Raw genomic sequence first — 25,062 nt, forward strand, 5'->3', positions numbered from 1 at the left:
CCCGGCCATCGGGTTTTCTACCTCAGAGCATTAATCGCGGGTAGTTAACGCCGGTGATTCTGGTTAACAAAAGCGGTGCAATATGCAAGTTTTTATCATGCGTCACGGCGACGCGGCACTCGATGCCGCCAGTGACTCAGTACGTCCTTTAACCGTCTGTGGCTGCGACGAATCCCGTCAGATGGCGACATGGCTTAAAGGTCAAAAAGTGGACATTGAACGCGTTCTGGTGAGTCCGTTCCTGCGGGCAGAACAGACGCTGGATGTGGTAGGGGAGTGTATGAACCTGCCATCCAGTGTGGATGTTCTCCCTGAACTCACGCCGTGTGGCGATGTTGGCCTTGTCAGTGCTTATCTTCAGGCGCTGTGCAACGAAGGTGTCGCTTCCGCACTGGTCATTTCCCACCTGCCGCTGGTCGGCTATCTGGTATCTGAGCTGTGCCCGGGCGAAACGCCGCCGATGTTCACAACGTCCGCCATTGCCAACGTCACCCTCGACGAAACCGGCAAAGGGGTCTTTAACTGGCAAATGAGTCCATGCAACCTGAAGATGGCTAAAGCCATCTGACGTGACGTGCGATATGGCGGGGTGCCGCGTGCCTCCCGCCATCCTGTCAGGGCAACTCTGGCGGCTGCCACTCCTCCACCTCAATCAATACCAGCAATGCGGCATCTCCGCCGTACTCTTTCGGTGCCTGATGAAAAGCCATCACGTGTGGATGCTGAGCCAGCCACAGCGGCGTCTGTTGTTTGAGAATATGTTTGCCGTGACCGTGCATCACGCAGGCGCAAAAAACATGCTCGCGTCGGCACGCCGCGATCAACGCCCCCAGCTCCTGCTTCGCCTGCATCTGGGTCAACCCATGCAGATCGAGGAACAGCTCCGGCGAGTAATCTCCCCGGCGTAATTTTTTCAGTTCAAAATGGCTAACGTCTTCGCGCACGTATTTCACCGCGCCCTGCGTATTTAGCAGCGGCTGAAACTCATCTGAAAAATAGTGGCTGTTATCGGCCTGCTCCTGAAGCAACCGTTTGACCGGAACCTCGCTGATTTTTTTACGCTGTGGGCGATGGACAATGGTGTCGTGCGTGATTTTACGCGTCCCGGTCATCAGCTGACGGAAGAGAGCCTGATCCTCCTCGCTGAGCGATGTTTTCTTTTTCATTCGTCATTCTCATCTCGTATTTCCGATAGTGTACCCGACTAAACGCATTTTTTAACCTCAAGCGACACGCGTCATTGCTGATTTATCGCCGTCTTCATGGCAAACTAGCCGCCGAAAATTATGCGAGCATGCCCTGGAGGAAAGAGTGGATAAAATTTTTGTCGATGAAGCAGTAAACGAGCTGCATACTATACAGGACATGTTGCGCTGGTCGGTTAGCCGCTTCAGCGCCGCCAATATCTGGTACGGTCACGGCACCGATAACCCGTGGGATGAGGCCGTCCAGCTGGTGCTGCCGTCACTCTATCTGCCGCTGGATATTCCGGAAGACATGCGCACCGCGCGCCTGACCTCCAGTGAAAAACACCGCATCGTTGAGCGCGTGATCCGTCGCGTGAACGAGCGTATTCCGGTGGCTTACCTGACCAACAAAGCCTGGTTCTGCGGCCATGAGTTCTATGTTGATGAGCGTGTGCTGGTGCCACGTTCGCCGATTGGCGAGCTGATCAACAACCACTTTGACGGCCTGATTAACCATCAGCCGCAGCACATACTTGATATGTGCACCGGCAGCGGCTGCATCGCGATTGCCTGCGCGTACGCCTTCCCGGAAGCGGAAGTGGACGCCGTCGATATCTCCACCGACGCGCTGGCCGTCACCGAACATAACATTGAAGAGCACGGCCTGATCCATCACGTCACGCCTATCCGCTCTGACCTGTTCCGCGACCTGCCGACGCTGCAATACGACCTGATCGTCACCAATCCACCGTACGTGGATGCCGAAGACATGTCCGATCTGCCGAACGAGTACCGTCACGAGCCGGAGCTGGGCCTGGCGTCAGGCTCTGACGGGCTGAAGCTGACCCGCCGCATCCTGGCCTGCGCGCCGGATTATCTGACCGACGATGGCGTTCTGATTTGTGAAGTGGGTAACAGCATGGTACATCTGATAGAGCAGTACCCGGATGTGCCGTTCACCTGGCTTGAGTTCGACAACGGCGGTGACGGCGTCTTTATGCTGACCAAAACGCAACTGCTTGATGCACGCGAATACTTCAGCATTTACAAAGATTAATCCAGCGGGCTTCGGCCCGTTTCACAACGCTCAAACACAAACAACAACATCGGAGCCGTGATGGCAGGAAACAGTATTGGACAGGTATTCCGTGTGACCACCTTTGGCGAGTCGCACGGTCTGGCACTGGGTTGTATCGTTGATGGCGTCCCGCCAGGCATCGAACTGACCGAAGCCGATTTACAGCATGACCTTGACCGTCGTCGTCCGGGTACCTCTCGCTACACCACGCAGCGTCGCGAGCCGGACCAGGTCAAAATTCTCTCCGGCGTTTTTGAAGGCCGTACCACCGGGACCAGCATTGGTCTGCTGATTGAAAACACCGATCAGCGCTCCCAGGACTACGGCGCGATTAAAGACGTCTTCCGTCCGGGCCACGCCGACTATACCTACGAACAAAAATATGGCTTTCGCGACTATCGCGGCGGCGGACGTTCTTCCGCGCGTGAAACCGCGATGCGCGTGGCGGCAGGTGCGATTGCCAAAAAATATCTCCAGCAGAAATTCGGCATCGTTATCCGCGGCTGTCTGACCCAGATGGGCGACATTCCGCTGGCAATCAAAGACTGGGATCAGGTAGAACTTAACCCGTTCTTCTGCGCCGATGCCGACAAGCTGGACGCGCTGGACGAGCTGATGCGTGGCCTGAAAAAAGAGGGCGACTCCATTGGTGCGAAAGTCACCGTGGTGGCCGACGGTGTGCCGGCTGGCTGGGGCGAGCCGGTATTTGACCGCCTCGACGCTGACATCGCCCACGCGCTGATGAGCATCAACGCGGTGAAAGGCGTTGAAATCGGCGACGGTTTTGACGTGGTTAAGCTTCGCGGCAGCCAGAACCGCGACGAAATCACGAAGGCGGGTTTCCAGAGCAACCATGCGGGCGGCATTCTGGGCGGCATCAGCAGCGGGCAGCAAATTATTGCCAATATCGCGCTGAAGCCAACGTCCAGCATTACCGTGCCGGGCCACACGATTAACCGCTCAGGCGATGAAGTAGAGATGATCACCAAAGGGCGGCACGATCCATGCGTGGGGATCCGCGCGGTACCGATCGCAGAAGCGATGCTGGCGATCGTGCTGATGGATCACTTCCTGCGCCAGCGCGCGCAGAATGCGGATGTGTCGACCACCATTCCACGCTGGTAACTATGAAAAAAACCGCAATCGCTCTGCTGGCGCTGCTGGCCAGTGGAGCAAGCCTGGCCGCCACGCCGTGGCAGAAAATCACCCACCCGGTAGCGGGAAGCGCGCAGTCCATTGGCGCTTTCTCCAACGGGTGTATCGTCGGCGCGCAGGAACTTCCGCTGCAGTCGGACACCTATCAGGTGATGCGCACCGACCAGCGCCGTTACTTCGGCCATCCTGACCTGGTGCTGTTTATTCAGCGTCTTGGCAACCAGGTGCATAACCTGGGGCTGGGGACGATGCTGATTGGCGATATGGGGATGCCTGCAGGTGGTCGCTTCAACGGCGGTCACGCCAGCCACCAGACCGGACTGGATGTGGACATCTTCCTGCAACTGCCGAAAACGCGCTGGAGCTCAGCGCAGCTGCTGAAACCGCAGGCGCTGGATCTGGTCTCGGCCGACGGTAAACGGGTCGTGGCCTCGCGCTGGTCGCCGGAAATTTCCAGCATGATTAAGCTGGCGGCAGAGGATAACGACGTCACACGGATCTTTGTTAACCCGGCCATCAAGCAGCAGCTTTGCCTGGATGCGGGAACGGATCGCGACTGGCTGCGTAAAGTGCGCCCATGGTTCCAGCACCGGGCGCATATGCATGTTCGCCTGCGCTGCCCGGCGAACAGCCTGGAATGTGAAGATCAGCCGCTGCCACCGCCTGGCGATGGTTGTGGTTACGAACTGCAAAGCTGGTTTGAACCGGCCAAGCCTGGAACCTCTAAGCCTGAGAAGAAGACACCGCCTCCGTTGCCGCCTTCCTGCCAGGCGCTACTGGATGAGCATGTACTTTAATGGATAATTTCGTCGATCTGTTTATGGTGTCACCGCTGCTGCTGGCGGTGCTCTTTTTTGTTGCGATGTTAGCCGGATTTATCGATGCCCTGGCGGGCGGTGGCGGGTTGCTCACCGTTCCGGCGCTGCTGGCGGCAGGCATGAGCCCTGCCCAGGCGCTTGCCACCAACAAACTCCAGGCATGCGGCGGTTCGCTCTCCTCATCGCTCTACTTTGTTCGGCGCAAAGTGGTGAATCTCGCCGATCAGAAGCTCAATATCCTGATGACGTTTATTGGCTCGACGGCGGGCGCGCTGCTGGTCCAGCACGTACAGTCCGACATTCTGCGCCAGATCCTGCCGATTCTGGTTATCTGTATTGGCCTCTATTTCTTACTGATGCCAAAGCTCGGCGAGGAAGACCGGGCGCGGCGACTGCACGGCCTGCCGTTTGCGCTGATTGCCGGTGGCTGCGTCGGTTTTTACGACGGCTTCTTTGGTCCGGGAGCAGGCTCGTTTTACGCGCTGGCATTCGTGACGCTGGCCGGGTTCAACCTCGCCAAATCCACCGCCCACGCCAAAGTCCTCAACGCAACCTCCAACGTTGGCGGTCTGCTGCTGTTTATCATTGGCGGCAAGGTTATCTGGGCTACCGGATTTGTGATGATGGCGGGGCAGTTTTTGGGCGCGCGCGCAGGCTCGCGTCTGGTATTAAGCAAAGGGCAAAAGCTGATCCGCCCGATGATTGTTGTCGTCTCGGCGGTGATGAGCGCCAAACTTCTTTATGACAGCCATGGACAGGAGATCCTCACCTGGTTGGGGATGAACTAATGAACAGTACGCATAAATACGAACAGCTGATTGAGATCTTCGACAGCTGTTTTGCTGATGATTTTAATACCCGTCTGATTAAAGGCGACGACGAACCGATCTATCTTCCTGCTGATGACCAGGTTTCATACAACCGCATCGTCTTTGCCCACGGCTTTTACGCCAGCGGTTTGCACGAGATTTCGCACTGGTGCATCGCGGGGAAAGCGCGTCGCGAGCTGGTGGACTTTGGTTACTGGTACTGCCCGGACGGGCGCGACGCCGCCACCCAAGGGCAGTTCGAAGATGTGGAGGTGAAACCGCAGGCGCTGGAGTGGCTGTTCTGCGTGGCGGCGGGTTTCCCGTTCAACGTCAGCTGTGACAACCTTGAAGGCGACTTCGAGCCAGACCGTATCGTCTTCCAGCGCCGCGTGCATGCGCAGGTGATGGAATATCTTGAGAGAGGCATCCCGGAACGTCCGGCACGCCTGATCGAGGCTTTACAAAATTATTACCATACGCCGGAGATCACGGCGGAATGCTTCCCGTGGCCGGAAGATTTATAACAGAGGAAAGAAGATGATCGCAGAATTTGAATCACGCATTCTGGCGTTAATTGATGACATGGTGGAACACGCCAGCGATGATGAGCTGTTCGCCAGCGGTTATCTGCGTGGTCACCTGACGCTGGCGGTAGCCGCGCTGGAAGCAGGGGACGATCACTCTGCCGACGCCGTTCACGCGGAAGTTACTCGCAGCCTTGAAAAAGCCATTCTGGCCGGGGAACTGTCTCCACGCGACCAGTCTTTAGTGCTGGGCATGTGGGACAATTTGTTCCAGCAGGCTAAACGCTAAGTTGCCGCCTTCTCTTCCCTCTCCCTTTTGGGGAGAGGGCCAGGGTGAGGGCACCAGACCGCACCCTACTTAACCCTTTTCCCCTTCAGCAATTTCCGCACCCACAGTCGGTTCGGATTAAGCCCCGCGAGCGTTACCCTGTCCAGCGGAACCGGCTCATCGCTCATTTGCGCGGCTAGCACTTCAGCCAGCAATGGCGCGGAGCATAATCCCCGCGAGCCTAAGCCACCCAACATAAACAGTTCCGGATAAACGGGCGCACTTACCGCCGTTTCTTTGTTGTCTGCAAGATCCTGATAGACTTCAAGCGTGGCGTCATAGTCCGGCACGTTTCCCGCCATCGGCAGGTGATCGCGGGTCGCGCAGCGTACGCCGCAGCGCGCCTGACCCTCACTGACATCAACCTCTTTCGCCCACGACGCATTCGGGAAACAGTCGAGCAGGCGCTGGCGGTTTTGCTGCTGATCCGCTTCGCTGTACTGCATATCTGTTTCACCGCGATGATAGCTGGCACCGATGCAGTGATGGCCGTTGGACGGATTTTGCGGCGTCGCGTAGCCGTCGTAACACAGCACCTGACGCAGTTTGCTCAGTTCGGGCGCGGTCGGGATATGGCTCACCTGGCCGCCGACTGGATAAACCGGCAATGACGCTGTCTGGGTATACTGAGTGATGTGATGTCCGTTGGCCAGTACAACGCTGGCATGCTGCGACGCTTTGCCGTCAGCAAAACGCAGTTCCCAGTGCGCAGTGCGGCTTAGCGATTGAACCTTATGGGCATAATGCACTGTCAACCCACGCGACTGCCCGAGGGCTATCGCCGCAGAAGTCAGTTCAGCCGGACATAGCCAGCCGCCGAGTGGATACTGAATTCCGCCGCAGCCGGTGTCGACGCCAGCGGTCTCAGCAACCTGCTGAGCCGTCACTGCATGGGCGATGGTTTCCGGCAGCCCCAGCGACAGCATTTGGGTGATTTTCTGTTGGCTCTTCTCATCCCAGCCCAACTGCGTCACACCGCACCAGTCGTGGTCGAACGCAACCGGCAGGCTATCGTAAAGGCGACGAGCAAACGTAAACGCAGCCGGGAAGAACTGGAACAGTGCTGGATCGTGTGAACTTAATAAGGGATAAAGCGCGCCCTGACGGTTGCCTGATGCACCCATCGCCGGTGCCTCGTCAGCGCAGTAGAGCGTCACCTGCCAGCCACGGTGCAGCAGAGCCAGTGAGAGCAGGGCGCTGGCAATACCTCCGCCCACAATGGCGACCTCACGCGACGCACTGGGGCGGCGAGCAAACCAGGGTGCCTGTGCCGGGATCGCCAGATCCTGCTCCATCACCCCCACCAGCATGTCGCGTTTGCGGCCAAAGCCTTTGGTTTTCCGCATGGTAAACCCCGCCTCCTGCAACCCACGGCGGACAAAGCCCGCCGAGGTGAAGGTGGCAAGCGTCGCGCCCGGGCGTGCCAGACGTGCCATTGCGCTGAACAGGTGCGGACTCCACATGTCAGGGTTTTTGGCGGGCGCAAAACCGTCCAGGAACCAGGCGTCCACTTTCTGATGCATTGAGTCATCGAGCTTATCGGTCAGGTCGTTAATGTCGCCAAGCCACAGGTCGAGCGTGACGCGTCCGTCGTCCAGAATCAGACGATGACAGCCGCCGATAGCCGGTGCCCACTGGGCCTGAAGCTGTTCCGCCCAGTGGGCAAGCTCCGGCCAGCGCTGATGGGCAAGCCGCAGATCGTGTGCGGTAAGCGGAAATTTTTCGAAACTGATGAAATGTAATCTTTGTAAGGTAGCCTCGGGGTGTGCAGCGCGAAACTGGTCGAAGGCCTGCCAGAGGGTCAAAAAATTCAGCCCGGTGCCGAAACCGCTCTCCGCGACGACAAACAGGCTGCGCGGATGCTCAGGGAAGCGGGTGCTGAGATGATTTCCTTCGAGGAAGACATAGCGCGTCTCTTCCAGTCCGTTATCATTAGAAAAGTAGACGTCATCAAAATCTCGGGAAACAGGTGTACCCTCAGCGTTGAATTCTAGGTTGGCAGGTTGTATGGCGTTTTGTTTCACGTAAGTTACTCGTCCGACAGGCAGTGGCACGATCTTAGCGATGTGAGCCCATCGGTGCAAATTTCCACAGAAAATCGCTGATCGGACTTGTTCGGCGTACAAGTGTACGCTATTGTGCGACTCGAAACTTTTTATAGTGCGACTTACAGAGGTATTGAATGAAACGTGCAGTGATTACTGGCCTGGGCATCGTTTCCAGCATCGGTAATAACCAGCAGGAAGTCCTGGCATCTCTGCGTGAAGGACGCTCCGGGATCACTTTCTCTGAAGAGTTTAAAGATTCTGGAATGCGTAGCCACGTATGGGGTAACGTTAAACTGGATACCACCGGTTTAATTGACCGTAAAGTGGTTCGTTTCATGAACGATGCCTCTATCTACGCCTATCTTTCCATGCAGGAAGCGATCATGGATTCTGGTCTGAGCGAAGACGCTTACCAGAACAACCCACGCGTGGGCCTGATTGCAGGCTCCGGCGGTTCCTCTAAAGCTCAGGTGTTCGGTGCTGACGCCATGCGCAGCCCGCGCGGCCTGAAAGCGGTTGGTCCATATGTTGTGACCAAAGCCATGGGTTCAGCGGTTTCCGCGTGCCTGGCAACGCCGTTCAAAATCCACGGTGTGAACTACTCCATCAGCTCCGCATGTGCGACCTCCGCACACTGTATCGGTAATGCGGTTGAGCAGATCCAGCTGGGCAAACAGGACATCGTATTTGCTGGCGGCGGCGAAGAGCTGGGCTGGGAAATGGCCTGTGAGTTCGACGCGATGGGCGCACTGTCCACCAAATACAACGAAACGCCAGACAAAGCATCCCGTACCTATGATGCACACCGCGACGGTTTTGTTATCGCTGGCGGCGGCGGTATGGTTGTGGTTGAAGAGCTGGAACACGCTCTGGCGCGTGGCGCGCACATCTACGCTGAGATCGTGGGCTACGGCGCAACGTCTGACGGCGCTGACATGGTTGCTCCATCCGGCGAAGGCGCGGTGCGCTGCATGAAGATGGCGATGCACGGCGTTGATACCCCAATCGACTACCTGAACTCTCACGGCACCTCTACGCCGGTAGGCGACGTGAAAGAGCTGGGTGCGATCCGTGAAGTGTTCGGCGACAACAGTCCGGCGATCTCTGCAACCAAAGCCATGACCGGTCACTCTCTGGGTGCGGCGGGCGTGCAGGAAGCGATCTACTCTCTGCTGATGCTGGAAAACGGCTTTATCGCGCCAAGCATCAACATCGACGAGATGGACGAGCAGGCGGCAGGCCTGAACATCGTGACCGAAACCACCGAACGTGAGCTGACGACCGTTATGTCCAACAGCTTCGGTTTCGGCGGCACCAACGCCACGCTGGTGATGCGTAAGCTGAAAGCGTAAGCGTTTGAAGATATAGTAGAAGGGAGCCACGCGGCTCCCTTTTTTTATGCCTGAACACGGAGTTATGCATGAAGGCTGTTACCCCTGAGAAGAGCGCTCCTTCCGGGAACCTTTCCCTTTTCCGCATCGCCTTTGCGGTGTTTCTGACCTACATGACCGTTGGTCTGCCGCTGCCGGTGATCCCCTTGTTCGTTCACCAGGAGCTGGGCTATGGCAACACCATGGTCGGTATTGCGGTGGGCATTCAGTTTTTAGCGACGGTATTAACCCGGGGCTACGCCGGTCGCCTGGCGGATCAGCACGGCGCAAAACGCTCGGCGTTGCAGGGCATGTTTGCCTGCGGGCTGGCGGGGGGAGCCTGGCTGCTGGCGGCGCTGTTGCCGATAGATGCAGCGTATAAATTCGCGCTGCTGGTGGCAGGGCGCCTGATCCTCGGCTTTGGCGAAAGCCAGCTGCTGACCGGCACCCTGACCTGGGGAATGGGGCTGGTGGGACCTGCGCGTTCCGGAAAAGTGATGTCCTGGAACGGGATGGCGATTTACGGCGCGCTGGCGGCAGGCGCACCACTGGGGCTGCTGATCCACAGCCAGTTTGGTTTTGCGGTGCTGGCAGGCACCACCATGGTATTACCGCTGCTGGCGTGGGCGTTTAACGGTTCGGTGCGTAAGGTGCCCGCCCATAAAGGCGAGCGTCCTTCGCTGTGGAGCGTGGTGGGGCAAATCTGGCAACCGGGGCTTGGGCTGGCGCTTCAGGGAGTGGGCTTTGCGGTTATCGGTACCTTCGTCTCCCTCTATTTCATGAGCCGCGGCTGGGCGATGGCGGGCTTTACGCTGACGGCCTTTGGCGGCGCGTTTGTATTGATGCGCGTGCTGTTTGGCTGGATGCCGGATCGCTTTGGCGGCGTGAAGGTGGCCGTGGCGTCACTTATCATTGAGACCGTGGGTCTGGTACTGCTCTGGCAGGCGCCGTCCGCATCCGTTGCGCTGCTGGGTGCGGCGTTAACCGGCTGCGGCTGCTCACTGATCTTCCCGGCGCTGGGCGTTGAAGTGGTGAAGCGCGTGGCTCCGCAGGTGCGCGGAACGGCGCTGGGCGGCTATGCGGCGTTTCAGGATATCTCTTACGGCATCACCGGGCCGCTGGCGGGGCTGCTTGCAACGTCGTTTGGCTATCCTTCCGTATTTCTCGCCGGTGCGGTGTCAGCGGTGGTGGGGATTGTGGTGACGCTGGTGGCGTTTCGCAGGTCGTAGTTTTTGCCCGGTGGCGCTCCGCTTACCGGGCCTACAACCGCGCGAACCGTAGGCCGGGTAAGGCGTAGCCGCCACCCGGCAGTTTTAAGCAACCAGCCAGAAAATCGCCAGCGCAATCACCAACGCGATAAACATCAATCCCGGACGGGCAGAAAGCGTTTTGAACGTGTCAACAACGGGGGCAAACAGCGGGTTGTAGATCGGCTGAATGTTTCTTACCTCCGGTACACCGCCTTCCCGCTCGGCGCGGCGAACGAAGATCTGATTCAGTAAATCCTGTACCTGCGCGGTGGTCAGCACCGTTTGCGGTGTCGCCTGCCAGCTCTGCTGGGCGTAATCCCGGATCATATCGAACTCGTGCGGTTCCAGCGGTTGTTTCAGTGCCGCCTGTACGCTGTGCAGGGTCGGAGCGCTCTGGGTGCTGAGCGTCTGACGCGCCTGGAGCCAGGTGACCAGATGGGTAAACTGTTTTGCCGGGATCATCTCGCCCGCTTTCACACCGGAAAGTTCCAGCATGGATTGCCAGATAAGCTTTGTCGGTTCGCCGGTGGCGGCAGCCAGCTTAGTGACCATCTGCTTGAGCGTATTATGCTCCGCAGGCTGTAATGGCCGCTCTGTAGACGGGCGCTGTTGCGGCTGCGGGATAGAAAGCTGATTGCTTTGCAGCAGGGTCAACACGGTTTTCAGCTGTTCCGGCGAAAGCTGGCTCAGGGCGGTATGACCGTACTGTTGACGGATAAAATCACTCACCGCCTGACGATTATTCCCCTGGCCCAACAGCTCGGTCAGCTGCGAGATAATCTGGCGGGTAGTATGTTGCTGCTGTGCGCTGGTAAGACGATGGTTCAGGTTTTGTTCGGCGGCAGGGAAATGGCGCGACTGTAGCGGCGCATCGTTTCTGACGCCCAAATCGTGCTTAACGCCGGCCCATACCTCTGCGTTTTGCTGTGAGGTCAACGCAATAAGACGCGTGATAAGACGCTCCAGTACGGTGCGTTGCTGCGTGGAGAGCGGTTGTTCGCCTGGCGTGTTGGGCGTTACGGGGCCTTCACCCGGAGGGCGCGGAGGCGTACCTGAAATGGGCTGCATCGTCAAAAATCCTTAAAGTCAAACTCTGCGTAACCGGGCGGAGATATATGCCCGGCGGCGAGATTATGGCACACTTGGCAGGTTTACTTCCTCTCAAACAGGTACTCAGACGTGAAAATCCTCGTTGATGAAAATATGCCTTACGCCCGTGAGCTGTTCAGCCGCCTGGGTGAGGTTAAGGCTGTCCCTGGTCGCCCGATTCCGGTCAGCGAACTGGACGATGCAGACGCCCTGATGGTGCGCTCGGTGACCAAAGTAAATGAGGCGCTGCTCACCGGCAAAGGGGTTAAATTTGTCGGGACGGCAACGGCCGGGACCGATCATGTGGATGACCAGTGGCTTAAGCTGGCGGGGATTGGTTTTTCCGCGGCGCCAGGCTGTAACGCCATTGCCGTCGTGGAATATGTATTCTCCTCGCTATTGATGCTGGCCGAGCGCGATGGTTTTGCGCTGAAAGACCGCACCGTCGGGATTGTGGGTGTGGGCAACGTGGGCGGACGTCTGCAAAAGCGTCTGGAAGCCTGGGGCATCCGCACTCTGCTGTGCGATCCGCCGCGTAAGGATAACGGCGATGAGGGCGATTTCCGCACGCTGGATGAGCTGGTCGACGAGTGCGACGTCATCACCTTCCATACGCCGCTCTTTAAAGAAGGGCCGTACAAGACTCTGCACCTGGCCGACGAAAAGCTGATCCGCCGTCTGAAGGCTGGCACTATTCTGATAAATGCCTGCCGGGGACCGGTGGTGGATAACGCGGCGCTGCTGACATGTCTCGATGAGGGACAAGATCTTAGCGTCGTACTGGACGTCTGGGAGCCAGAGCCGGATCTCAACGTCGCATTGCTGAATAAGGTGGACGTGGGTACCGCACATATCGCGGGTTATACCCTTGAAGGCAAAGCGCGTGGTACAACCCAGGTGTTTGAGGCTTACAGCGCCTTTATCGGCCATCCGCAGCAGGTAGCGCTGGATACGCTGCTGCCCGCCCCGGAATTTGGTCGCATTACCCTTCATGGACCGCTGGATGAGGCAACGCTGAAAAGACTGGTGCATTTGGTGTATGATGTGCGCCGCGATGACGCGCTGCTGCGTAAAGTGGCGGGTATTCCGGGTGAGTTTGACAAGCTGCGCAAAAATTACCTTGAGCGCCGCGAGTGGTCCTCCCTGTATGTGATGTGCGATGACGCCCCCGCGGCGGCGCTGTTGCATCAGCTGGGATTTAACGCCGTTCACCACCCGGCACGTTAATGTCTTCTTAATGCTCCCTGTCGGATATTCCGGCAGGGACGCTTTTTTATTTCTGGAGTAAACCACCATGTCTGAAGGCTGGAACATTGCCATTTTGGGTGCCACTGGCGCCGTGGGCGAAGCCCTGCTTGAAACCCTTGCTGAGCGTCAGTTCCCGGTGGGCGACATTTACGCGCTGGCGCGTACCGACAGCGCAGGAGAACATCTGCGTTTCGGCGGGAAATCCGTGATGGTGCAGGATGCCGCCGCGTTTGACTGGACACAGGCTCAGCTGGCGTTTTTTGCCGCAGGTGCGGAAGCCACGGCATCCTACATTGAAGAAGCGACCAATTCAGGCTGTCTGGTGATCGACCTGAGCGGTCTGTTCTCCCTGGAGCCGGATGTGCCGTTGGTGGTGCCGGACGTCAACCCGTTTGTGCTGGCTGACTACCGCAACCGCAATATCATTGCAGTACCGCACAGCCTCACCAGCCAGCTGCTGACCGCGCTGAAGCCGCTGATCGACGACGGTGGCCTGTCGCGTATTTCCGTGACCAGCCTGCTGTCAGCCTCCGCTAACGGCAAAAAAGCCGTAGACGCACTGGCAGGGCAGAGCGCGAAGCTGCTGAACGGTATCCCGATCGACGAAGATGATTTCTTTGGCCGCCAGCTGGCGTTCAACATGCTGCCGCTGCTGCCGGATCGTGAAGGTTCGGTGCGGGAAGAGCGTCGTATCGTCGATGAAGCACGCAAAATTCTGCAGGATGACGGTCTGATGATCTCCGCGAACGTCGTGCAGTCTCCGGTCTTTTACGGCCACGCGCAGATGGTCGGGTTTGAAGCCCTGCGTCCGCTGGCGGCTGAAGAAGCCCGCGACGCGTTTGGCCGCGGAGAGGACCTTGTCCTGTCCGAAGAGAGTGAATTCCCGACGCAGGTGGGCGACGCTACCGGCAGCGCGCATCTCTCTGTGGGCTGCGTGCGTAACGATTACGGTATGCCTGAGCAGGTGCAGTTCTGGTCCGTTGCCGACAACGTGCGTTTTGGCGGCGCGCTGATGGCGGTCAAAATCGCGGAAAAACTGGTGCAGGAGTATCTGTACTGATGTCAGATGTGGAACAAAAGCCGGTCCACAGAATTGCCCTCGGCATTGAATACGATGGCAGTAAATACTATGGCTGGCAGCGGCAGAATGAGGTGCGCAGCGTCCAGGAGAAGCTGGAGAAAGCGCTCTCTCAGGTGGCGAATGAACCGATAAGCGTCTTCTGTGCGGGCCGCACCGATGCCGGCGTTCACGGCACGGGGCAGGTGGTGCATTTTGACACCACCGCCGTGCGCAAAGACGCGGCCTGGACGCTGGGTGTAAATGCGAATTTGCCTGGTGACATTGCCGTGCGTTGGGTGAAAGCTGTGCCGGATGATTTTCACGCGCGTTTCAGCGCGACGGCGCGGCGCTACCGTTATGTCATCTACAACCAGCGCCTGCGCCCGGCGGTGTTAAGCCAGGGCGTGACGCATTTTTATGAACCGCTGGATGCAGAACGTATGCAGCGTGCGGCGCAGTGTCTGATTGGAGAGAATGATTTTACGTCGTTTCGTGCGGTGCAGTGTCAGTCCCGTACGCCGTGGCGTAACGTCATGCACATTAACGTCAGTCGTTATGGCGCGTATGTGGTGGTGGATATCAAAGCCAATGCCTTTGTACATCATATGGTGCGGAATATTGTAGGCAGCCTGATGGAAGTGGGCGCCGGACACCAGCCGGAGAGCTGGATTGCAGAACTGCTGGCAGCGAAGGACAGAACGCTTGCGGCAGCAACGGCGAAAGCGGAAGGTCTGTATCTGGTTTCGGTGGATTACCCGGACCGGTTCGACCTGCCAAAACCGCCAATGGGCCCGCTGTTTTTAGCGGACTAAACAAAGGCGCAATTAGGGCTTAGACAATATGGACGTAATACGTTTTCTGATTGATTTCATCCTGCACATTGATGTTCACCTGGCGGAGCTGGTCGCGCAGTACGGCGTCTGGGTATACGCCATTCTGTTCCTCATTCTGTTCTGTGAAACCGGCCTTGTGGTTACGCCGTTCCTGCCGGGAGATTCACTGCTGTTCGTGGCGGGCGCGTTATCCGCACTGCCAACGAATGACCTGAATGTCCATCTGATGGTCGTCCTGATGATCATCGCCGCGATTATTGGTGATGCGGTCAACTACACTATCGGGCGGGTGTTTGGCGAGCGGTTGTTCAGTAATCCGGACTCGAAGATTTTCCGCCGCAGTTATTTAGATAAGACCCATGCGTTCTATGAGCGCCATGGCGGTAAAACCATTATCCTTGCCCGTTTTGTGCCTATTGTGCGCACATTTGCACCGTTTGTGGCGGGAATGGGTCACATGTCCTATCGTCATTTTGCCATGTACAACGTGGTGGGCGCCCTGCTGTGGGTACTGCTGTTTACCTATGCGGGCTACCTGTTTGGCGATCTGCCGGTGGTTCAGGAAAACCTTAAGTTACTGATTGTAGCGATTATTGTGCTTTCCGTTCTGCCGGGTGTGATCGAAATTATTCGTCACAAACGCGCGGCGGCAAAACAAGCGAAGTAAATGCACGCTGGCGGTTCGACCACTTTTTTATCCAAAGTTTCGGGCTGTTATGTTTTAATGTGCAACATTCATGGTCTGTTGGAGGCAAAAATGGCATTATTCGCCTCTTACAGCAAAACTGGCATACGACCAGGTTCAGGCAGAAAGGTTATCAATGAGCTGGATTGAACGAATTAAAAGCAACATTACCCCAACGCGTAAAGCGAGCATTCCTGAAGGGGTATGGACGAAGTGTGATAGCTGCGGCCAGGTTCTGTATCGCGCAGAGCTGGAACGCAATCTTGAGGTGTGTCCGAAGTGTGACCACCATATGCGTATGTCGGCGCGCAACCGCCTGCATAGCCTGCTGGACGAAGGTTCTCTGGTAGAACTGGGCAGCGAACTGGAGCCAAAAGATGTGCTTAAGTTCCGCGACTCCAAAAAATACAAAGATCGTCTGGCCTCTGCACAGAAAGAGACCGGCGAGAAAGACGCGCTGATCGTCATGAAAGGCACCCTGCATGAGATGCCGGTGGTTGCCGCCGCGTTTGAGTTCGCCTTTATGGGCGGCTCAATGGGCTCTGTGGTTGGTGCGCGTTTCGTGCGTGCCGTTGAGCAGGCGCTGGAAGACAACTGCCCGCTGATCTGCTTCTCTGCCTCCGGTGGCGCACGAATGCAGGAAGCGCTGATGTCCCTGATGCAGATGGCGAAAACCTCTGCCGCGCTGGCGAAAATGCAGGAGCGCGGTCTACCGTACATCTCGGTACTGACCGACCCAACCATGGGCGGCGTTTCTGCAAGCTTCGCGATGCTGGGCGACCTGAACATCGCTGAGCCAAAAGCGCTGATCGGCTTTGCCGGTCCTCGCGTTATCGAGCAGACCGTACGTGAGAAACTGCCGCCGGGCTTCCAGCGCAGTGAGTTCCTCATTGAGAAGGGTGCTATCGACATGATCGTCCGCCGCCCGGAGATGCGCCTCAAACTGGCAAGCGTCCTGGCGAAGCTGATGAATTTGCCGTCGCCGAGCCCGGACGAGCCGCGCGAAGGCGTGGTGGTACCGGATCAGGAACCCGAGGCCTGATAACTGAAAAGGGCAGGGCCAAATGGCGCTGCCCTTTTGCTTTCTAAACCGTTAATGACAACCGGGCATCATGGAAAATAAAAGCATTCCTCAAGCCACGTCGCCCCTGGCCGCGTGGCTTTCTTATCTGGAAAACCTGCACAGTAAAACTATCGACATGGGCCTTGAGCGCGTAAGCCAGGTTGCCGCGCGCCTTGACGTGCTGAAACCTGCGCCTTTCGTGTTTACCGTGGCCGGCACTAACGGTAAAGGCACCACCTGCCGTACGCTGGAATCTGTCCTGATGGCAGCCGGTTATAAGGTAGGCGTTTACAGCTCGCCGCATCTGGTGCGCTACACCGAGCGCGTGCGGGTGCAAAACACCGAGCTGGCCGAATCGGCCCATACGGCGTCGTTTGCCGCTATCGAAGCCGCGCGCGGCGATACCTCATTAACCTATTTCGAATACGGCACCCTGTCGGCGCTGTGGCTGTTTAAGCAGGCGCAACTGGACGTGGTGATCCTGGAAGTGGGGCTGGGCGGGCGTATGGATGCCACAAATATGGTAGATGCGGATGTCGCCGTCGTCACCAGCATCGCGCTGGATCACACCGACTGGCTGGGGCCCGACCGCGAAAGCATTGGCCGTGAGAAGGCCGGTATTTTCCGGGCCGATAAGCCTGCCGTGGTTGGCGAACCGGACATGCCACATACCATCGCTGAAGTGGCGAAAGAGAAGGGTGCTCGACTGCTGCGTCGCGGCGTGGACTGGCAGTATGAGGTGCAGGACAACGGCTGGCGCTTCAGCGACGCGCAGGGCGTGCTGGAGAATCTGCCGCTGCCGCAGGTGCCACAGCCTAACGCGGCGACTGCGCTGGCAGCCCTGCGCGCCAGCGGGTTAACGGTGAGCGAGCAGGCAATCCGCGATGGCATTCAGAACGCACTGCTGCCGGGACGTTTTCAGATTGTGAGTGAGTCACCGCGTCTGATTCTGGATGTTGCACATAACCCGCATGCGGCGGCGTACCTCGCAGGACGTCTCAAATCGTTACCAAAAACCGGGCGCGTGCTGGCGGTTATCGGTATGCTTCATGATAAAGATATCGGCGGCACGCTGGCCTGCATGGAGAGTGTGGTCGATAGCTGGTATTGTGCTCCTCTGGAAGGGCCGCGCGGCGCGACTGCTGAGCAGTTGATGGAACATCTCGGCAAAGGCGAAATCTACAGCAGTGTGGTTTCGGCCTGGCGTGCCGCGATGGCGGAGGCTAAACCAGAAGATACCGTGCTGGTGTGTGGGTCATTCCACACGGTGGCACATGTCATGGAAGTGATGGACGCGGGGAGAACCGGTGGCGAGTAAGTTTCAGAACCGTTTAACAGGAACCATTGTGCTGGTCGCGCTCGGGGTGATTATTCTCCCGGGATTGCTCGACGGGCAGAAAAAGCATTACCAGGATGAATTTGCGGCCATTCCGCTGGTACCCAAACCGGGCGATCGCGACGAGCCCGATATGCTGCCAGCGGCAACGCAGGCGCTGCCAGCCCAGCCGCCTGAAGGCGCAGCGGAAGAGGTGCGCGCAGGTGATGCAGCCGCGCCGTCTCTTGACCCGTCGCGTCTGGCGACGAACAATAACATCGAGATTGATCCGGTGCCGGTAGAACAGCCTAAGCCTGTTGAGAAGCCGAAACCGGTGGAGAAGCCGCAGCCGAAACCGCAGCGGGATAAAGCGGCCGAGCAACTGGCAGCCGCTTCAGAAACGCCACCGCCGGCGAAACAGGACGCGGCCCCTACCGGCAAAGCCTATGTCGTTCAGCTCGGTGCATTGAAAAATGCAGATAAGGTCAATGAGATTGTGAGTAAACTGCGCGGCGCGGGATACCGTGTTTATACTTCACCCACCACGCCGGTACAGGGTAAAATTACCCGTATCCTCGTCGGGCCGGATGCGTCTAAAGATAAGCTCAAAGGTTCGCTTGGCGAGCTGAAGCAAATCTCCGGCCTGAGCGGTGTGGTGATGAACTACAGCGCGAACTGATAAGGCTCCCCTCACCCCGGCCCTCTCCCCAAAGGGGAGAGGGTGCAAATAATTCCCTCTCCCCTTTGGGGAGAGGGTTAGGGTGAGGGGGAGAAAGCAGACGTCCACAGAGACGTCAGGCGGAGGGGCGTTGAGCATTTTTTCAGCGCCTTTTTTATTTACGCGTGGGAAGGAAATCCCTACGCAAACGTTTTCTTTTTCTGTTAGAATTCGCCCCGAACTGGATGACAGGGCGTTTAATCGTGGGACACATATGGTCTGGATTGATTACGCCATCATTGCGGTGATTGGTTTTTCCTGTCTGGTTAGCCTGATCCGTGGCTTTGTTCGTGAAGCGTTATCGCTGGTAACCTGGGGTTGTGCTTTCTTTGTTGCCAGTCATTACTACACTTACCTGTCTGTCTGGTTCACGGGCTTTGAAGATGAACTGGTCCGAAACGGAATCGCCATCGCGGTGCTGTTTATCGCGACGCTGATTGTCGGCGCTATCGTCAATTACGTGATAGGTCAGCTGGTCGAGAAAACCGGTCTGTCAGGAACGGACAGGGTGCTCGGCATCTGTTTCGGCGCGTTGCGAGGCGTGCTGATTGTGGCCGCGATCCTGTTCTTCCTGGATACCTTTACCGGGTTCTCCAAAAGTGAAGACTGGCAAAAATCGCAGCTCATTCCGGAGTTCAGCTTCATCATCAGATGGTTCTTTGACTATCTGCAAAGCTCGTCGAGTTTCTTGCCCAGGGCATAAACCCTGAGATGTGGCTTAACGAGGAAAAGACGAATGTGCGGTATTGTCGGTATCGCCGGTTTCATGCCGGTAAACCAGTCGATTTATGACGCGTTAACGGTGCTTCAGCACCGTGGGCAGGATGCTGCGGGTATCATTACCATTGATGCAAACAACTGCTTCCGTTTACGCAAGGCGAATGGCCTGGTAAACGATGTGTTTGAAGCCCGCCATATGCAGCGTCTGCAAGGTAATATGGGGATCGGTCACGTTCGTTATCCTACTGCTGGCAGTTCCAGCGCCTCTGAGGCTCAGCCTTTTTACGTTAACTCCCCGTATGGCATCACGCTTGCCCACAATGGCAATCTGACCAATGCCCACGAGCTGCGTAAAAAGCTGTTCGAAGAGAAACGTCGCCACATTAACACCACCTCTGATTCTGAAATCCTGCTCAATATCTTTGCCAGCGAGCTGGATAACTTCCGCCATTATCCGCTGGAAGCAGACAACATTTTTGCCGCCGTTGCCGCGACTAACCGCCTGATCCGTGGCGCGTACGCTTGCGTGGCGATGATTATCGGTCACGGCATGGTGGCCTTCCGCGATCCAAACGGCATTCGCCCGCTGGTGCTCGGCAAACGTGACCTCGGCGATGGCCGTTCCGAGTACATGGTTGCCTCCGAAAGCGTGGCGCTGGACACGCTGGGCTTCGAATTCCTGCGTGATGTCGCGCCAGGCGAAGCGGTCTACATCACCGAGAAGGGCCAGCTGTTTACCCGCCAGTGCGCCGACAATCCGGTGAGCAACCCGTGCCTGTTCGAATACGTTTACTTCGCGCGTCCGGACTCGTTCATCGACAAAATTTCCGTTTACAGCGCGCGCGTCAACATGGGGACGAAGCTGGGCGAGAAGATTGCCCGCGAGTGGGACGATCTCGACATCGACGTCGTGATCCCAATCCCTGAAACCTCCTGTGATATCGCGCTGGAAATTGCCCGTATTCTGGACAAGCCGTACCGTCAGGGCTTCGTGAAAAACCGCTACGTTGGCCGCACCTTTATCATGCCGGGCCAGCAGCTGCGTCGTAAGTCCGTACGTCGTAAGCTAAACGCTAACCGTGCCGAGTTCCGCGACAAGAACGTGCTGCTGGTGGACGACTCCATTGTGCGCGGCACGACGTCTGAGCAGATCATCGAGATGGCGCGTGAGGCCGGGGCGAAGAAAGTATATCTCGCCTCCGCAGCGCCGGAAATTCGCTTCCCGAACGTGTATGGCATTGATATGCCAACCGCTAATGAGCTGATTGCGCATGGCCGAGAAGTGGATGAGATTCGCCAGATCATCGGGGCCGACGGCCTGATTTTCCAGGATCTGAACGATCTGATCGATGCGGTGCGCGCCGAGAACCCGGATATTCAGCAGTTCGAATGCTCGGTATTCAATGGGATCTACGTGACAAAAGACGTAGACCAGCAGTATCTCGACTACCTTGATTCTCTGCGTAACGACGATGCGAAAGCCGTCCAGCTGCAAAACGATCTCGAAAGCTTAGAGATGCACAACGAAGGTTGATGCTCCGGCAAGTGAGGGGGCTCGCCCTCACTTGCAACTCCCCGTAAAATCCTGCACAGTCAGCCCTGAAATCAGCAAGGGCAAAAATCATGAAACGACTCATTGTAGGGATCAGCGGTGCCAGCGGCGCGATTTATGGCGTCCGGCTGTTACAGGTGCTGCGTGACGTTGCTGGCGTAGAAACCCATCTGGTGATGAGCCAGGCGGCGCGTCAGACCCTCTCTCTTGAAACCGATCTCTCTCTGCGCGACGTTCAGGCGCTGGCTGATGTTGTCCACGATGCCCGCGATATCGCCGCCAGCATCTCTTCGGGCTCGTTTAAAACGGCCGGCATGGTTATTTTGCCCTGTTCGATTAAAACCCTCTCCGGTATCGTAAACAGCTATACCGACACGCTGGTGACGCGTGCGGCGGACGTGGTGCTGAAAGAGCGTCGTCCTCTGGTGCTCTGCGTGCGGGAAACGCCGCTGCACTTGGGACATCTGCGTTTAATGACGCAGGCAGCCGAACTGGGAGCTGTGATAATGCCGCCGGTCCCCGCGTTCTATCATCGTCCGCAAACGCTGGACGATGTCATCAACCAGACCGTTAACCGCGTGCTGGATCAGTTCGATATAGACCTGCCGGAAGATCTCTTTACCCGCTGGCAGGGGGCGTGAGGCTGTGCACAAACAAGGTGCATGAAATGACTGTTTGCCCTGTTTCAGGGCAAAACTGCAACCGCGATCATATCCTCGACATTTAATTCGTTTTTTCCCTTTTTCTCTTTCCGGTTCGTTCGGCAGACCTGCTATCTTTCACCATTAAGGCAGTATCACAACGTTTTATTAACATATTTAACGTCGTAGTTTTAACCCGACGACAATGTGGCATAAGACCTGCAAGAGCAGCCTGCAACACAACACACAACATAAACCATAATAAAATCACGGTTCTTGAGGGTAAATGTATGAAGAAGACGGTTCTGGCTCTGTCTTTGCTCGTGGGCTTGAGTGCAGCAGCAAGTAGCTATGCAGCGCTACCACAGACAGTTCGTATCGGTACAGACGCAACCTACGCGCCATTCTCCTCCAAGGATGCGAAAGGCGATTTCGTGGGGTTTGATATCGATCTGGGAAATGAGATGTGCAAACGCATGGAAGTGAAATGCACATGGGTGGGCAGTGACTTTGACGCGCTGATCCCGTCGCTGAAAGCCAAGAAAATTGATGCCATTATCTCTTCTCTCTCCATCACGGAAAAACGTCAGCAGGAGATCGCCTTCTCTGAGAAGCTCTACGCTGCCGACTCACGTCTGATTGCCGCGAAAGGCTCGCCAATCCAGCCGACCATCGACTCGCTGAAAGGCAAACATGTTGGCGTGCTTCAGGGCTCGACCCAGGAAGGTTTCGCCAATGCTAACTGGCGCGAGAAGGGCGTCGATGTGGTGGCTTACCAGAACCAGGATCTGATCTACTCTGACCTTGCGGCAGGCCGTCTGGATGCGGCGTTTCAGGATGAAGTCGCCGCGAGCGAAGGCTTCCTGAAACAGCCTGCGGGTAAAGAGTACGCCTTTGCCGGCCCGTCGGTAAAAGACAAAAAATACTTTGGCGACGGTACCGGTATTGGCCTGCGTAAGGATGATACCGAGCTGAAAGCCGCCTTCGACAAAGCGTTTAATGAGCTGCGTAAAGACGGTACCTACGACAAACTGGCGAAGAAATACTTCGATTTCAACGTCTACGGTGATTAATACCTGAATGAGATGCACTGATGTGGTGCATCTTTAGGGGGGGGTGTTCCAATATGGTGCAAGCAATGCACCATATTGGACCGCCGTGTGCATAGTTAAGCATTTTAAATGCAAAAATTCCCGTTCAGAGGCATTAATCTTTGCCTGAGTGAGGGGATTAATGGCACATTAACGGCACCCCGTAGTCGTAAAATCTCGTATTTAGACAGTTTGTTGAGGACAGATATGAAAAAACTGGTGTTGTCACTTTCTCTGGTACTGGCCTTTTCCAGCGCCACCGCAGCATTCGCAGCCATTCCGCAGAAAATTCGTATTGGGACTGACCCAACCTACGCGCCTTTCGAATCGAAAAATGCGAAGGGGGAACTGGTCGGTTTTGACATCGATCTGGCTAACGAGCTGTGCAAACGCATTAAAGCGCAATGTACCTACGTTGAAAACCCGCTGGATGCGCTGATCCCGTCCCTGAAAGCGAAGAAAATTGACGTGATCATGTCCTCCCTGTCCATCACAGAAAAACGTCAGCAGGAGATTGCCTTCACGGACAAACTCTATGCGGCGGACTCACGTCTGGTGGTGGCGAAATCCTCTGACATTCAGCCAACCCTTGAATCTTTGAAAGGCAAACGCGTGGGCGTGTTGCAGGGTACGACGCAGGAAACCTACGGCAACGAGCACTGGGCACCAAAGGGGATTGAAATTGTCTCTTACCAGGGCCAGGAAAACATCTACGCAGACCTGACGGCAGGCCGCATTGATGCAGCATTCCAGGATGAAGTGGCGGCAAGCGAAGGCTTCCTGAAACAGCCTGTGGGTAAAGATTACAAGTTCGGCGGTCCGTCCATTAAGGACGAAAAACTCTTTGGCGTTGGTACCGGTATGGGCCTGCGGAAAGAAGACAACGAACTGCGTGAAGCCCTGAACAAAGCGTTCGCCGAGATGCGCGCGGACGGCACTTACGACAAGCTGGCGAAAAAGTACTTCGATTTTAATGTTTACGGCGGCTAATCGCCCCGTCTGATAACGTGCGGCCCCTCCCGTTGCGGGAGGGGAAAAGACACGGTTCCACCACTCACGAGACGACAGGGCACGCGGTATGCTGTACGGATTTTCTGGCGTTATTTTACAGGGCGCGCTTGTCACCCTTGAGCTGGCTATCAGCTCCGTGGTGCTGGCGGTGCTGATAGGCCTGGCGGGCGCGGGGGCAAAGTTATCCGCCAACAGACCGCTGGCGCTGATATTTGAAGGCTATACCACGCTGATTCGCGGCGTGCCTGACCTGGTGCTGATGCTGCTGATCTTTTATGGCCTGCAAATCGCACTTAACGGCGTCACGGATGCTATCGGCATGGATCAGATCGATATCGACCCGATGGTGGCCGGTATTATTACCCTTGGTTTTATCTACGGTGCTTATTTCACTGAGACCTTTCGCGGCGCTTACATGGCTGTGCCGAAAGGGCACATTGAAGCGGCGACCGCCTACGGTTTTACCTCCTCACAAACGTTTCGCCGGATCATGTTCCCGGCCATGATGCGCTACGCGCTGCCGGGCATCGGTAACAACTGGCAGGTTATTCTGAAGGCAACGGCGCTGGTCTCCCTGCTGGGTCTGGAAGATGTGGTGAAGGCCACGCAGCTGGCGGGTAAAAGCACCTGGGAACCGTTCTATTTTGCGGTAGTCTGCGGCGTAATCTATCTGGTCTTTACGACCGTCTCCAATGGTGTGCTGCTTCTGCTCGAACGTCGCTACTCCGTGGGTGTGAAGAGGGCTGACCTGTGATTGAGATTATTCAGGAGTACTGGAAATCCCTGCTGTGGACGGATGGCTACCGCTTTACTGGCGTGGCGATCACGCTGTGGCTGCTGATCTCCTCGGTGGTCATGGGCGGCATTCTGGCGGTGTTTCTCGCCATTGGCCGCGTGTCGAACAATAAATTTATCCAGTTTCCGATCTGGCTGTTCACCTACGTGTTTCGCGGTACTCCGCTGTACGTGCAGCTGCTGGTGTTCTATTCCGGAATGTACACGCTGGAGATCGTGAAAGGCACCGAGATGCTGAACGCGTTCTTCCGCAGCGGTCTGAACTGTACGGTGCTGGCGCTGACCCTCAATACTTGCGCCTATACCACCGAGATCTTCGCCGGGGCCATCCGTTCTGTGCCGCACGGTGAGATCGAGGCGGCGCGCGCGTACGGCTTCTCGTCCGTGAAGCTCTACCGCTGTATTATTCTGCCTTCGGCGCTGCGTATTGCGCTGCCGGCCTACAGCAACGAAGTGATTTTAATGCTGCATTCGACGGCACTGGCGTTTACCGCCACGGTGCCGGATCTGTTAAAGATTGCCCGCGATATTAACTCTGCCACCTACCAGCCGTTTACGGCGTTTGGTATTGCGGCAGTGCTCTATTTGATCATTTCTTACGTCCTGATCAGCCTGTTCCGTAAGGCTGAAAAACGCTGGTTGCAGCATATAAAACCGTCGACGCACTGAGAATT

General features: G+C 56.8%; 26 protein-coding genes. 23 read left to right on the plus strand and 3 right to left on the minus strand.

The genetic code is table 11. The features are described 5' to 3' along the window. Window positions 1-82: 82 nt before the first annotated feature. Window positions 83-568: a phosphohistidine phosphatase SixA gene (sixA, locus tag L350_RS21175; RefSeq protein ID WP_003861375.1), complete on the plus strand. Its 486-nt coding sequence runs from the start codon at window positions 83-85 to the stop codon at window positions 566-568. Window positions 569-614: 46 nt separating this feature from the next. On the opposite strand, the gene smrB is transcribed toward sixA, so the two are convergent. After that, window positions 615-1,166 (minus strand): endonuclease SmrB, encoded by a 552-nt coding sequence (smrB, locus tag L350_RS21170; RefSeq protein WP_022648866.1) that lies wholly within the window; start codon window positions 1,164-1,166, stop codon window positions 615-617. 145 nt (window positions 1,167-1,311) lie between these two features. Between smrB and prmB the strand changes: the two genes are divergently transcribed. Genes prmB through L350_RS21140 form a run of 6 tightly spaced genes read left to right on the plus strand, consistent with a single transcriptional unit; the run spans window position 1,312 to window position 5,860 of the window. Continuing rightward, window positions 1,312-2,244 (plus strand): 50S ribosomal protein L3 N(5)-glutamine methyltransferase, encoded by a 933-nt coding sequence (prmB, locus tag L350_RS21165; protein ID WP_022648865.1) that lies wholly within the window; start codon window positions 1,312-1,314, stop codon window positions 2,242-2,244. A 60-nt stretch (window positions 2,245-2,304) separates the two neighbouring features. Then, a complete protein-coding gene (gene aroC / locus L350_RS21160; RefSeq protein WP_022648864.1) occupies window positions 2,305-3,390 on the plus strand; it encodes a chorismate synthase in 1,086 nt (361 codons plus the stop codon). Between the two features lie 2 nt (window positions 3,391-3,392). Further along, the gene (mepA, locus tag L350_RS21155) at window positions 3,393-4,217 is read left to right on the plus strand and encodes a penicillin-insensitive murein endopeptidase (protein ID WP_003861385.1); all 825 of its coding nucleotides are present in this window, start codon (window positions 3,393-3,395) and stop codon (window positions 4,215-4,217) included. Further along, window positions 4,217-5,026, plus strand: coding sequence for a sulfite exporter TauE/SafE family protein (locus tag L350_RS21150; protein ID WP_022648863.1), 810 nt, complete (start codon window positions 4,217-4,219; stop codon window positions 5,024-5,026). Before mepA ends, L350_RS21150 begins: the two co-directional genes overlap by 1 nt. Continuing rightward, window positions 5,026-5,571, plus strand: coding sequence for an elongation factor P hydroxylase (locus tag L350_RS21145; protein WP_032623841.1), 546 nt, complete (start codon window positions 5,026-5,028; stop codon window positions 5,569-5,571). The genes L350_RS21150 and L350_RS21145 overlap by 1 nt, the downstream gene beginning before the upstream one ends. A gap of 13 nt (window positions 5,572-5,584) precedes the next feature. Next, on the plus strand, window positions 5,585-5,860 hold the full coding sequence (locus tag L350_RS21140) for a YfcL family protein (RefSeq protein WP_022648861.1): 276 nt from the start codon (window positions 5,585-5,587) through the stop codon (window positions 5,858-5,860). A gap of 65 nt (window positions 5,861-5,925) precedes the next feature. Here the strand turns inward: L350_RS21140 and mnmC are convergent, their stop codons facing one another. Continuing rightward, complete coding sequence (gene mnmC, locus L350_RS21135; RefSeq protein ID WP_032623842.1) at window positions 5,926-7,923, minus strand: bifunctional tRNA (5-methylaminomethyl-2-thiouridine)(34)-methyltransferase MnmC2/FAD-dependent 5-carboxymethylaminomethyl-2-thiouridine(34) oxidoreductase MnmC1; 1,998 nt, start codon at window positions 7,921-7,923, stop codon at window positions 5,926-5,928. Window positions 7,924-8,081: 158 nt separating this feature from the next. Here mnmC and fabB point away from each other — a divergent pair, with 158 nt between their 5' ends. Continuing rightward, window positions 8,082-9,299, plus strand: coding sequence for a beta-ketoacyl-ACP synthase I (gene fabB, locus L350_RS21130; RefSeq protein WP_023306653.1), 1,218 nt, complete (start codon window positions 8,082-8,084; stop codon window positions 9,297-9,299). Window positions 9,300-9,367: 68 nt separating this feature from the next. After that, window positions 9,368-10,546 carry an MFS transporter gene (locus tag L350_RS21125; RefSeq protein WP_032623843.1) on the plus strand — a complete coding sequence of 393 codons (1,179 nt, stop codon included), beginning with the start codon at window positions 9,368-9,370 and terminating at the stop codon, window positions 10,544-10,546. An 84-nt stretch (window positions 10,547-10,630) separates the two neighbouring features. Here L350_RS21125 and flk read toward each other — a convergent pair whose 3' ends face one another. Then, complete coding sequence (flk, locus tag L350_RS21120; protein WP_032623844.1) at window positions 10,631-11,635, minus strand: flagella biosynthesis regulator Flk; 1,005 nt, start codon at window positions 11,633-11,635, stop codon at window positions 10,631-10,633. Between the two features lie 111 nt (window positions 11,636-11,746). On the opposite strand from flk, the gene pdxB reads away from it, so the two are divergent. The 14 genes from pdxB to L350_RS21050 all read left to right on the plus strand — a co-directional run bounded on the left by pdxB (window position 11,747) and on the right by L350_RS21050 (window position 25,057). Beyond that, a complete protein-coding gene (gene pdxB / locus L350_RS21115) occupies window positions 11,747-12,883 on the plus strand; it encodes a 4-phosphoerythronate dehydrogenase PdxB (protein ID WP_022648856.1) in 1,137 nt (378 codons plus the stop codon). Window positions 12,884-12,950: 67 nt separating this feature from the next. Then, window positions 12,951-13,964 carry an aspartate-semialdehyde dehydrogenase gene (locus L350_RS21110; RefSeq protein ID WP_032623846.1) on the plus strand — a complete coding sequence of 338 codons (1,014 nt, stop codon included), beginning with the start codon at window positions 12,951-12,953 and terminating at the stop codon, window positions 13,962-13,964. After that, window positions 13,964-14,776, plus strand: a complete 813-nt coding sequence (gene truA / locus L350_RS21105) for a tRNA pseudouridine(38-40) synthase TruA (RefSeq protein WP_001286071.1) — start codon at window positions 13,964-13,966, stop codon at window positions 14,774-14,776. The genes L350_RS21110 and truA overlap by 1 nt, the downstream gene beginning before the upstream one ends. Before the next feature lie 28 nt (window positions 14,777-14,804). After that, window positions 14,805-15,464 (plus strand): DedA family protein, encoded by a 660-nt coding sequence (locus L350_RS21100; RefSeq protein ID WP_006811410.1) that lies wholly within the window; start codon window positions 14,805-14,807, stop codon window positions 15,462-15,464. Window positions 15,465-15,618: 154 nt separating this feature from the next. Then, window positions 15,619-16,524, plus strand: a complete 906-nt coding sequence (accD, locus tag L350_RS21095) for an acetyl-CoA carboxylase, carboxyltransferase subunit beta (RefSeq protein WP_022648854.1) — start codon at window positions 15,619-15,621, stop codon at window positions 16,522-16,524. A gap of 70 nt (window positions 16,525-16,594) precedes the next feature. Beyond that, window positions 16,595-17,863 carry a bifunctional tetrahydrofolate synthase/dihydrofolate synthase gene (gene folC / locus L350_RS21090; RefSeq protein WP_032623847.1) on the plus strand — a complete coding sequence of 423 codons (1,269 nt, stop codon included), beginning with the start codon at window positions 16,595-16,597 and terminating at the stop codon, window positions 17,861-17,863. After that, window positions 17,853-18,539, plus strand: coding sequence for a cell division protein DedD (gene dedD, locus L350_RS21085; RefSeq protein WP_023300639.1), 687 nt, complete (start codon window positions 17,853-17,855; stop codon window positions 18,537-18,539). Before folC ends, dedD begins: the two co-directional genes overlap by 11 nt. Before the next feature lie 253 nt (window positions 18,540-18,792). Then, window positions 18,793-19,281 (plus strand): colicin V production protein, encoded by a 489-nt coding sequence (cvpA, locus tag L350_RS21080; RefSeq protein WP_000262116.1) that lies wholly within the window; start codon window positions 18,793-18,795, stop codon window positions 19,279-19,281. Window positions 19,282-19,314: 33 nt separating this feature from the next. Next, complete coding sequence (gene purF / locus L350_RS21075; protein ID WP_006811407.1) at window positions 19,315-20,832, plus strand: amidophosphoribosyltransferase; 1,518 nt, start codon at window positions 19,315-19,317, stop codon at window positions 20,830-20,832. 89 nt (window positions 20,833-20,921) lie between these two features. After that, a complete protein-coding gene (locus L350_RS21070) occupies window positions 20,922-21,491 on the plus strand; it encodes a UbiX family flavin prenyltransferase (RefSeq protein ID WP_015572254.1) in 570 nt (189 codons plus the stop codon). Window positions 21,492-21,781: 290 nt separating this feature from the next. Further along, window positions 21,782-22,564 (plus strand): lysine/arginine/ornithine ABC transporter substrate-binding protein ArgT, encoded by a 783-nt coding sequence (argT, locus tag L350_RS21065; RefSeq protein ID WP_003861418.1) that lies wholly within the window; start codon window positions 21,782-21,784, stop codon window positions 22,562-22,564. A 225-nt stretch (window positions 22,565-22,789) separates the two neighbouring features. Continuing rightward, entirely contained in the window at window positions 22,790-23,572 is a 783-nt protein-coding gene (hisJ, locus tag L350_RS21060) for a histidine ABC transporter substrate-binding protein HisJ (RefSeq protein WP_003861421.1), read from the plus strand. Window positions 23,573-23,660: 88 nt separating this feature from the next. Then, a complete protein-coding gene (locus L350_RS21055; protein WP_006811404.1) occupies window positions 23,661-24,347 on the plus strand; it encodes a histidine ABC transporter permease HisQ in 687 nt (228 codons plus the stop codon). Continuing rightward, the gene (locus L350_RS21050; protein WP_003861424.1) at window positions 24,344-25,057 is read left to right on the plus strand and encodes an ABC transporter permease; all 714 of its coding nucleotides are present in this window, start codon (window positions 24,344-24,346) and stop codon (window positions 25,055-25,057) included. The genes L350_RS21055 and L350_RS21050 overlap by 4 nt, the downstream gene beginning before the upstream one ends. Window positions 25,058-25,062: the final 5 nt, after the last annotated feature.

This window comes from Enterobacter sp. MGH 4 (genome assembly GCF_000534735.1).
GTDB classification, from domain to species: domain Bacteria; phylum Pseudomonadota; class Gammaproteobacteria; order Enterobacterales; family Enterobacteriaceae; genus Enterobacter; species Enterobacter intestinihominis.

Bases quoted from the DNA above. Each gene is read 5' to 3' on its own strand.
- sixA (WP_003861375.1), top strand. From the start codon at position 83: ATGCAAGTTTTTATCATGCGTCACGGCGACGCGGCACTCGATGCCGCC.
- smrB (WP_022648866.1), bottom strand. From the start codon at position 1,166: ATGAAAAAGAAAACATCGCTCAGCGAGGAGGATCAGGCTCTCTTCCGT.
- aroC (WP_022648864.1), top strand. From the start codon at position 2,305: ATGGCAGGAAACAGTATTGGACAGGTATTCCGTGTGACCACCTTTGGC.
- mepA (WP_003861385.1), top strand. From the start codon at position 3,393: ATGAAAAAAACCGCAATCGCTCTGCTGGCGCTGCTGGCCAGTGGAGCA.
- L350_RS21150 (WP_022648863.1), top strand. From the start codon at position 4,217: ATGGATAATTTCGTCGATCTGTTTATGGTGTCACCGCTGCTGCTGGCG.
- L350_RS21145 (WP_032623841.1), top strand. From the start codon at position 5,026: ATGAACAGTACGCATAAATACGAACAGCTGATTGAGATCTTCGACAGC.
- L350_RS21140 (WP_022648861.1), top strand. From the start codon at position 5,585: ATGATCGCAGAATTTGAATCACGCATTCTGGCGTTAATTGATGACATG.
- fabB (WP_023306653.1), top strand. From the start codon at position 8,082: ATGAAACGTGCAGTGATTACTGGCCTGGGCATCGTTTCCAGCATCGGT.
- L350_RS21125 (WP_032623843.1), top strand. From the start codon at position 9,368: ATGAAGGCTGTTACCCCTGAGAAGAGCGCTCCTTCCGGGAACCTTTCC.
- flk (WP_032623844.1), bottom strand. From the start codon at position 11,635: ATGCAGCCCATTTCAGGTACGCCTCCGCGCCCTCCGGGTGAAGGCCCC.
- L350_RS21110 (WP_032623846.1), top strand. From the start codon at position 12,951: ATGTCTGAAGGCTGGAACATTGCCATTTTGGGTGCCACTGGCGCCGTG.
- truA (WP_001286071.1), top strand. From the start codon at position 13,964: ATGTCAGATGTGGAACAAAAGCCGGTCCACAGAATTGCCCTCGGCATT.
- L350_RS21100 (WP_006811410.1), top strand. From the start codon at position 14,805: ATGGACGTAATACGTTTTCTGATTGATTTCATCCTGCACATTGATGTT.
- accD (WP_022648854.1), top strand. From the start codon at position 15,619: ATGAGCTGGATTGAACGAATTAAAAGCAACATTACCCCAACGCGTAAA.
- folC (WP_032623847.1), top strand. From the start codon at position 16,595: ATGGAAAATAAAAGCATTCCTCAAGCCACGTCGCCCCTGGCCGCGTGG.
- cvpA (WP_000262116.1), top strand. From the start codon at position 18,793: ATGGTCTGGATTGATTACGCCATCATTGCGGTGATTGGTTTTTCCTGT.
- purF (WP_006811407.1), top strand. From the start codon at position 19,315: ATGTGCGGTATTGTCGGTATCGCCGGTTTCATGCCGGTAAACCAGTCG.
- L350_RS21070 (WP_015572254.1), top strand. From the start codon at position 20,922: ATGAAACGACTCATTGTAGGGATCAGCGGTGCCAGCGGCGCGATTTAT.
- argT (WP_003861418.1), top strand. From the start codon at position 21,782: ATGAAGAAGACGGTTCTGGCTCTGTCTTTGCTCGTGGGCTTGAGTGCA.
- hisJ (WP_003861421.1), top strand. From the start codon at position 22,790: ATGAAAAAACTGGTGTTGTCACTTTCTCTGGTACTGGCCTTTTCCAGC.
- L350_RS21055 (WP_006811404.1), top strand. From the start codon at position 23,661: ATGCTGTACGGATTTTCTGGCGTTATTTTACAGGGCGCGCTTGTCACC.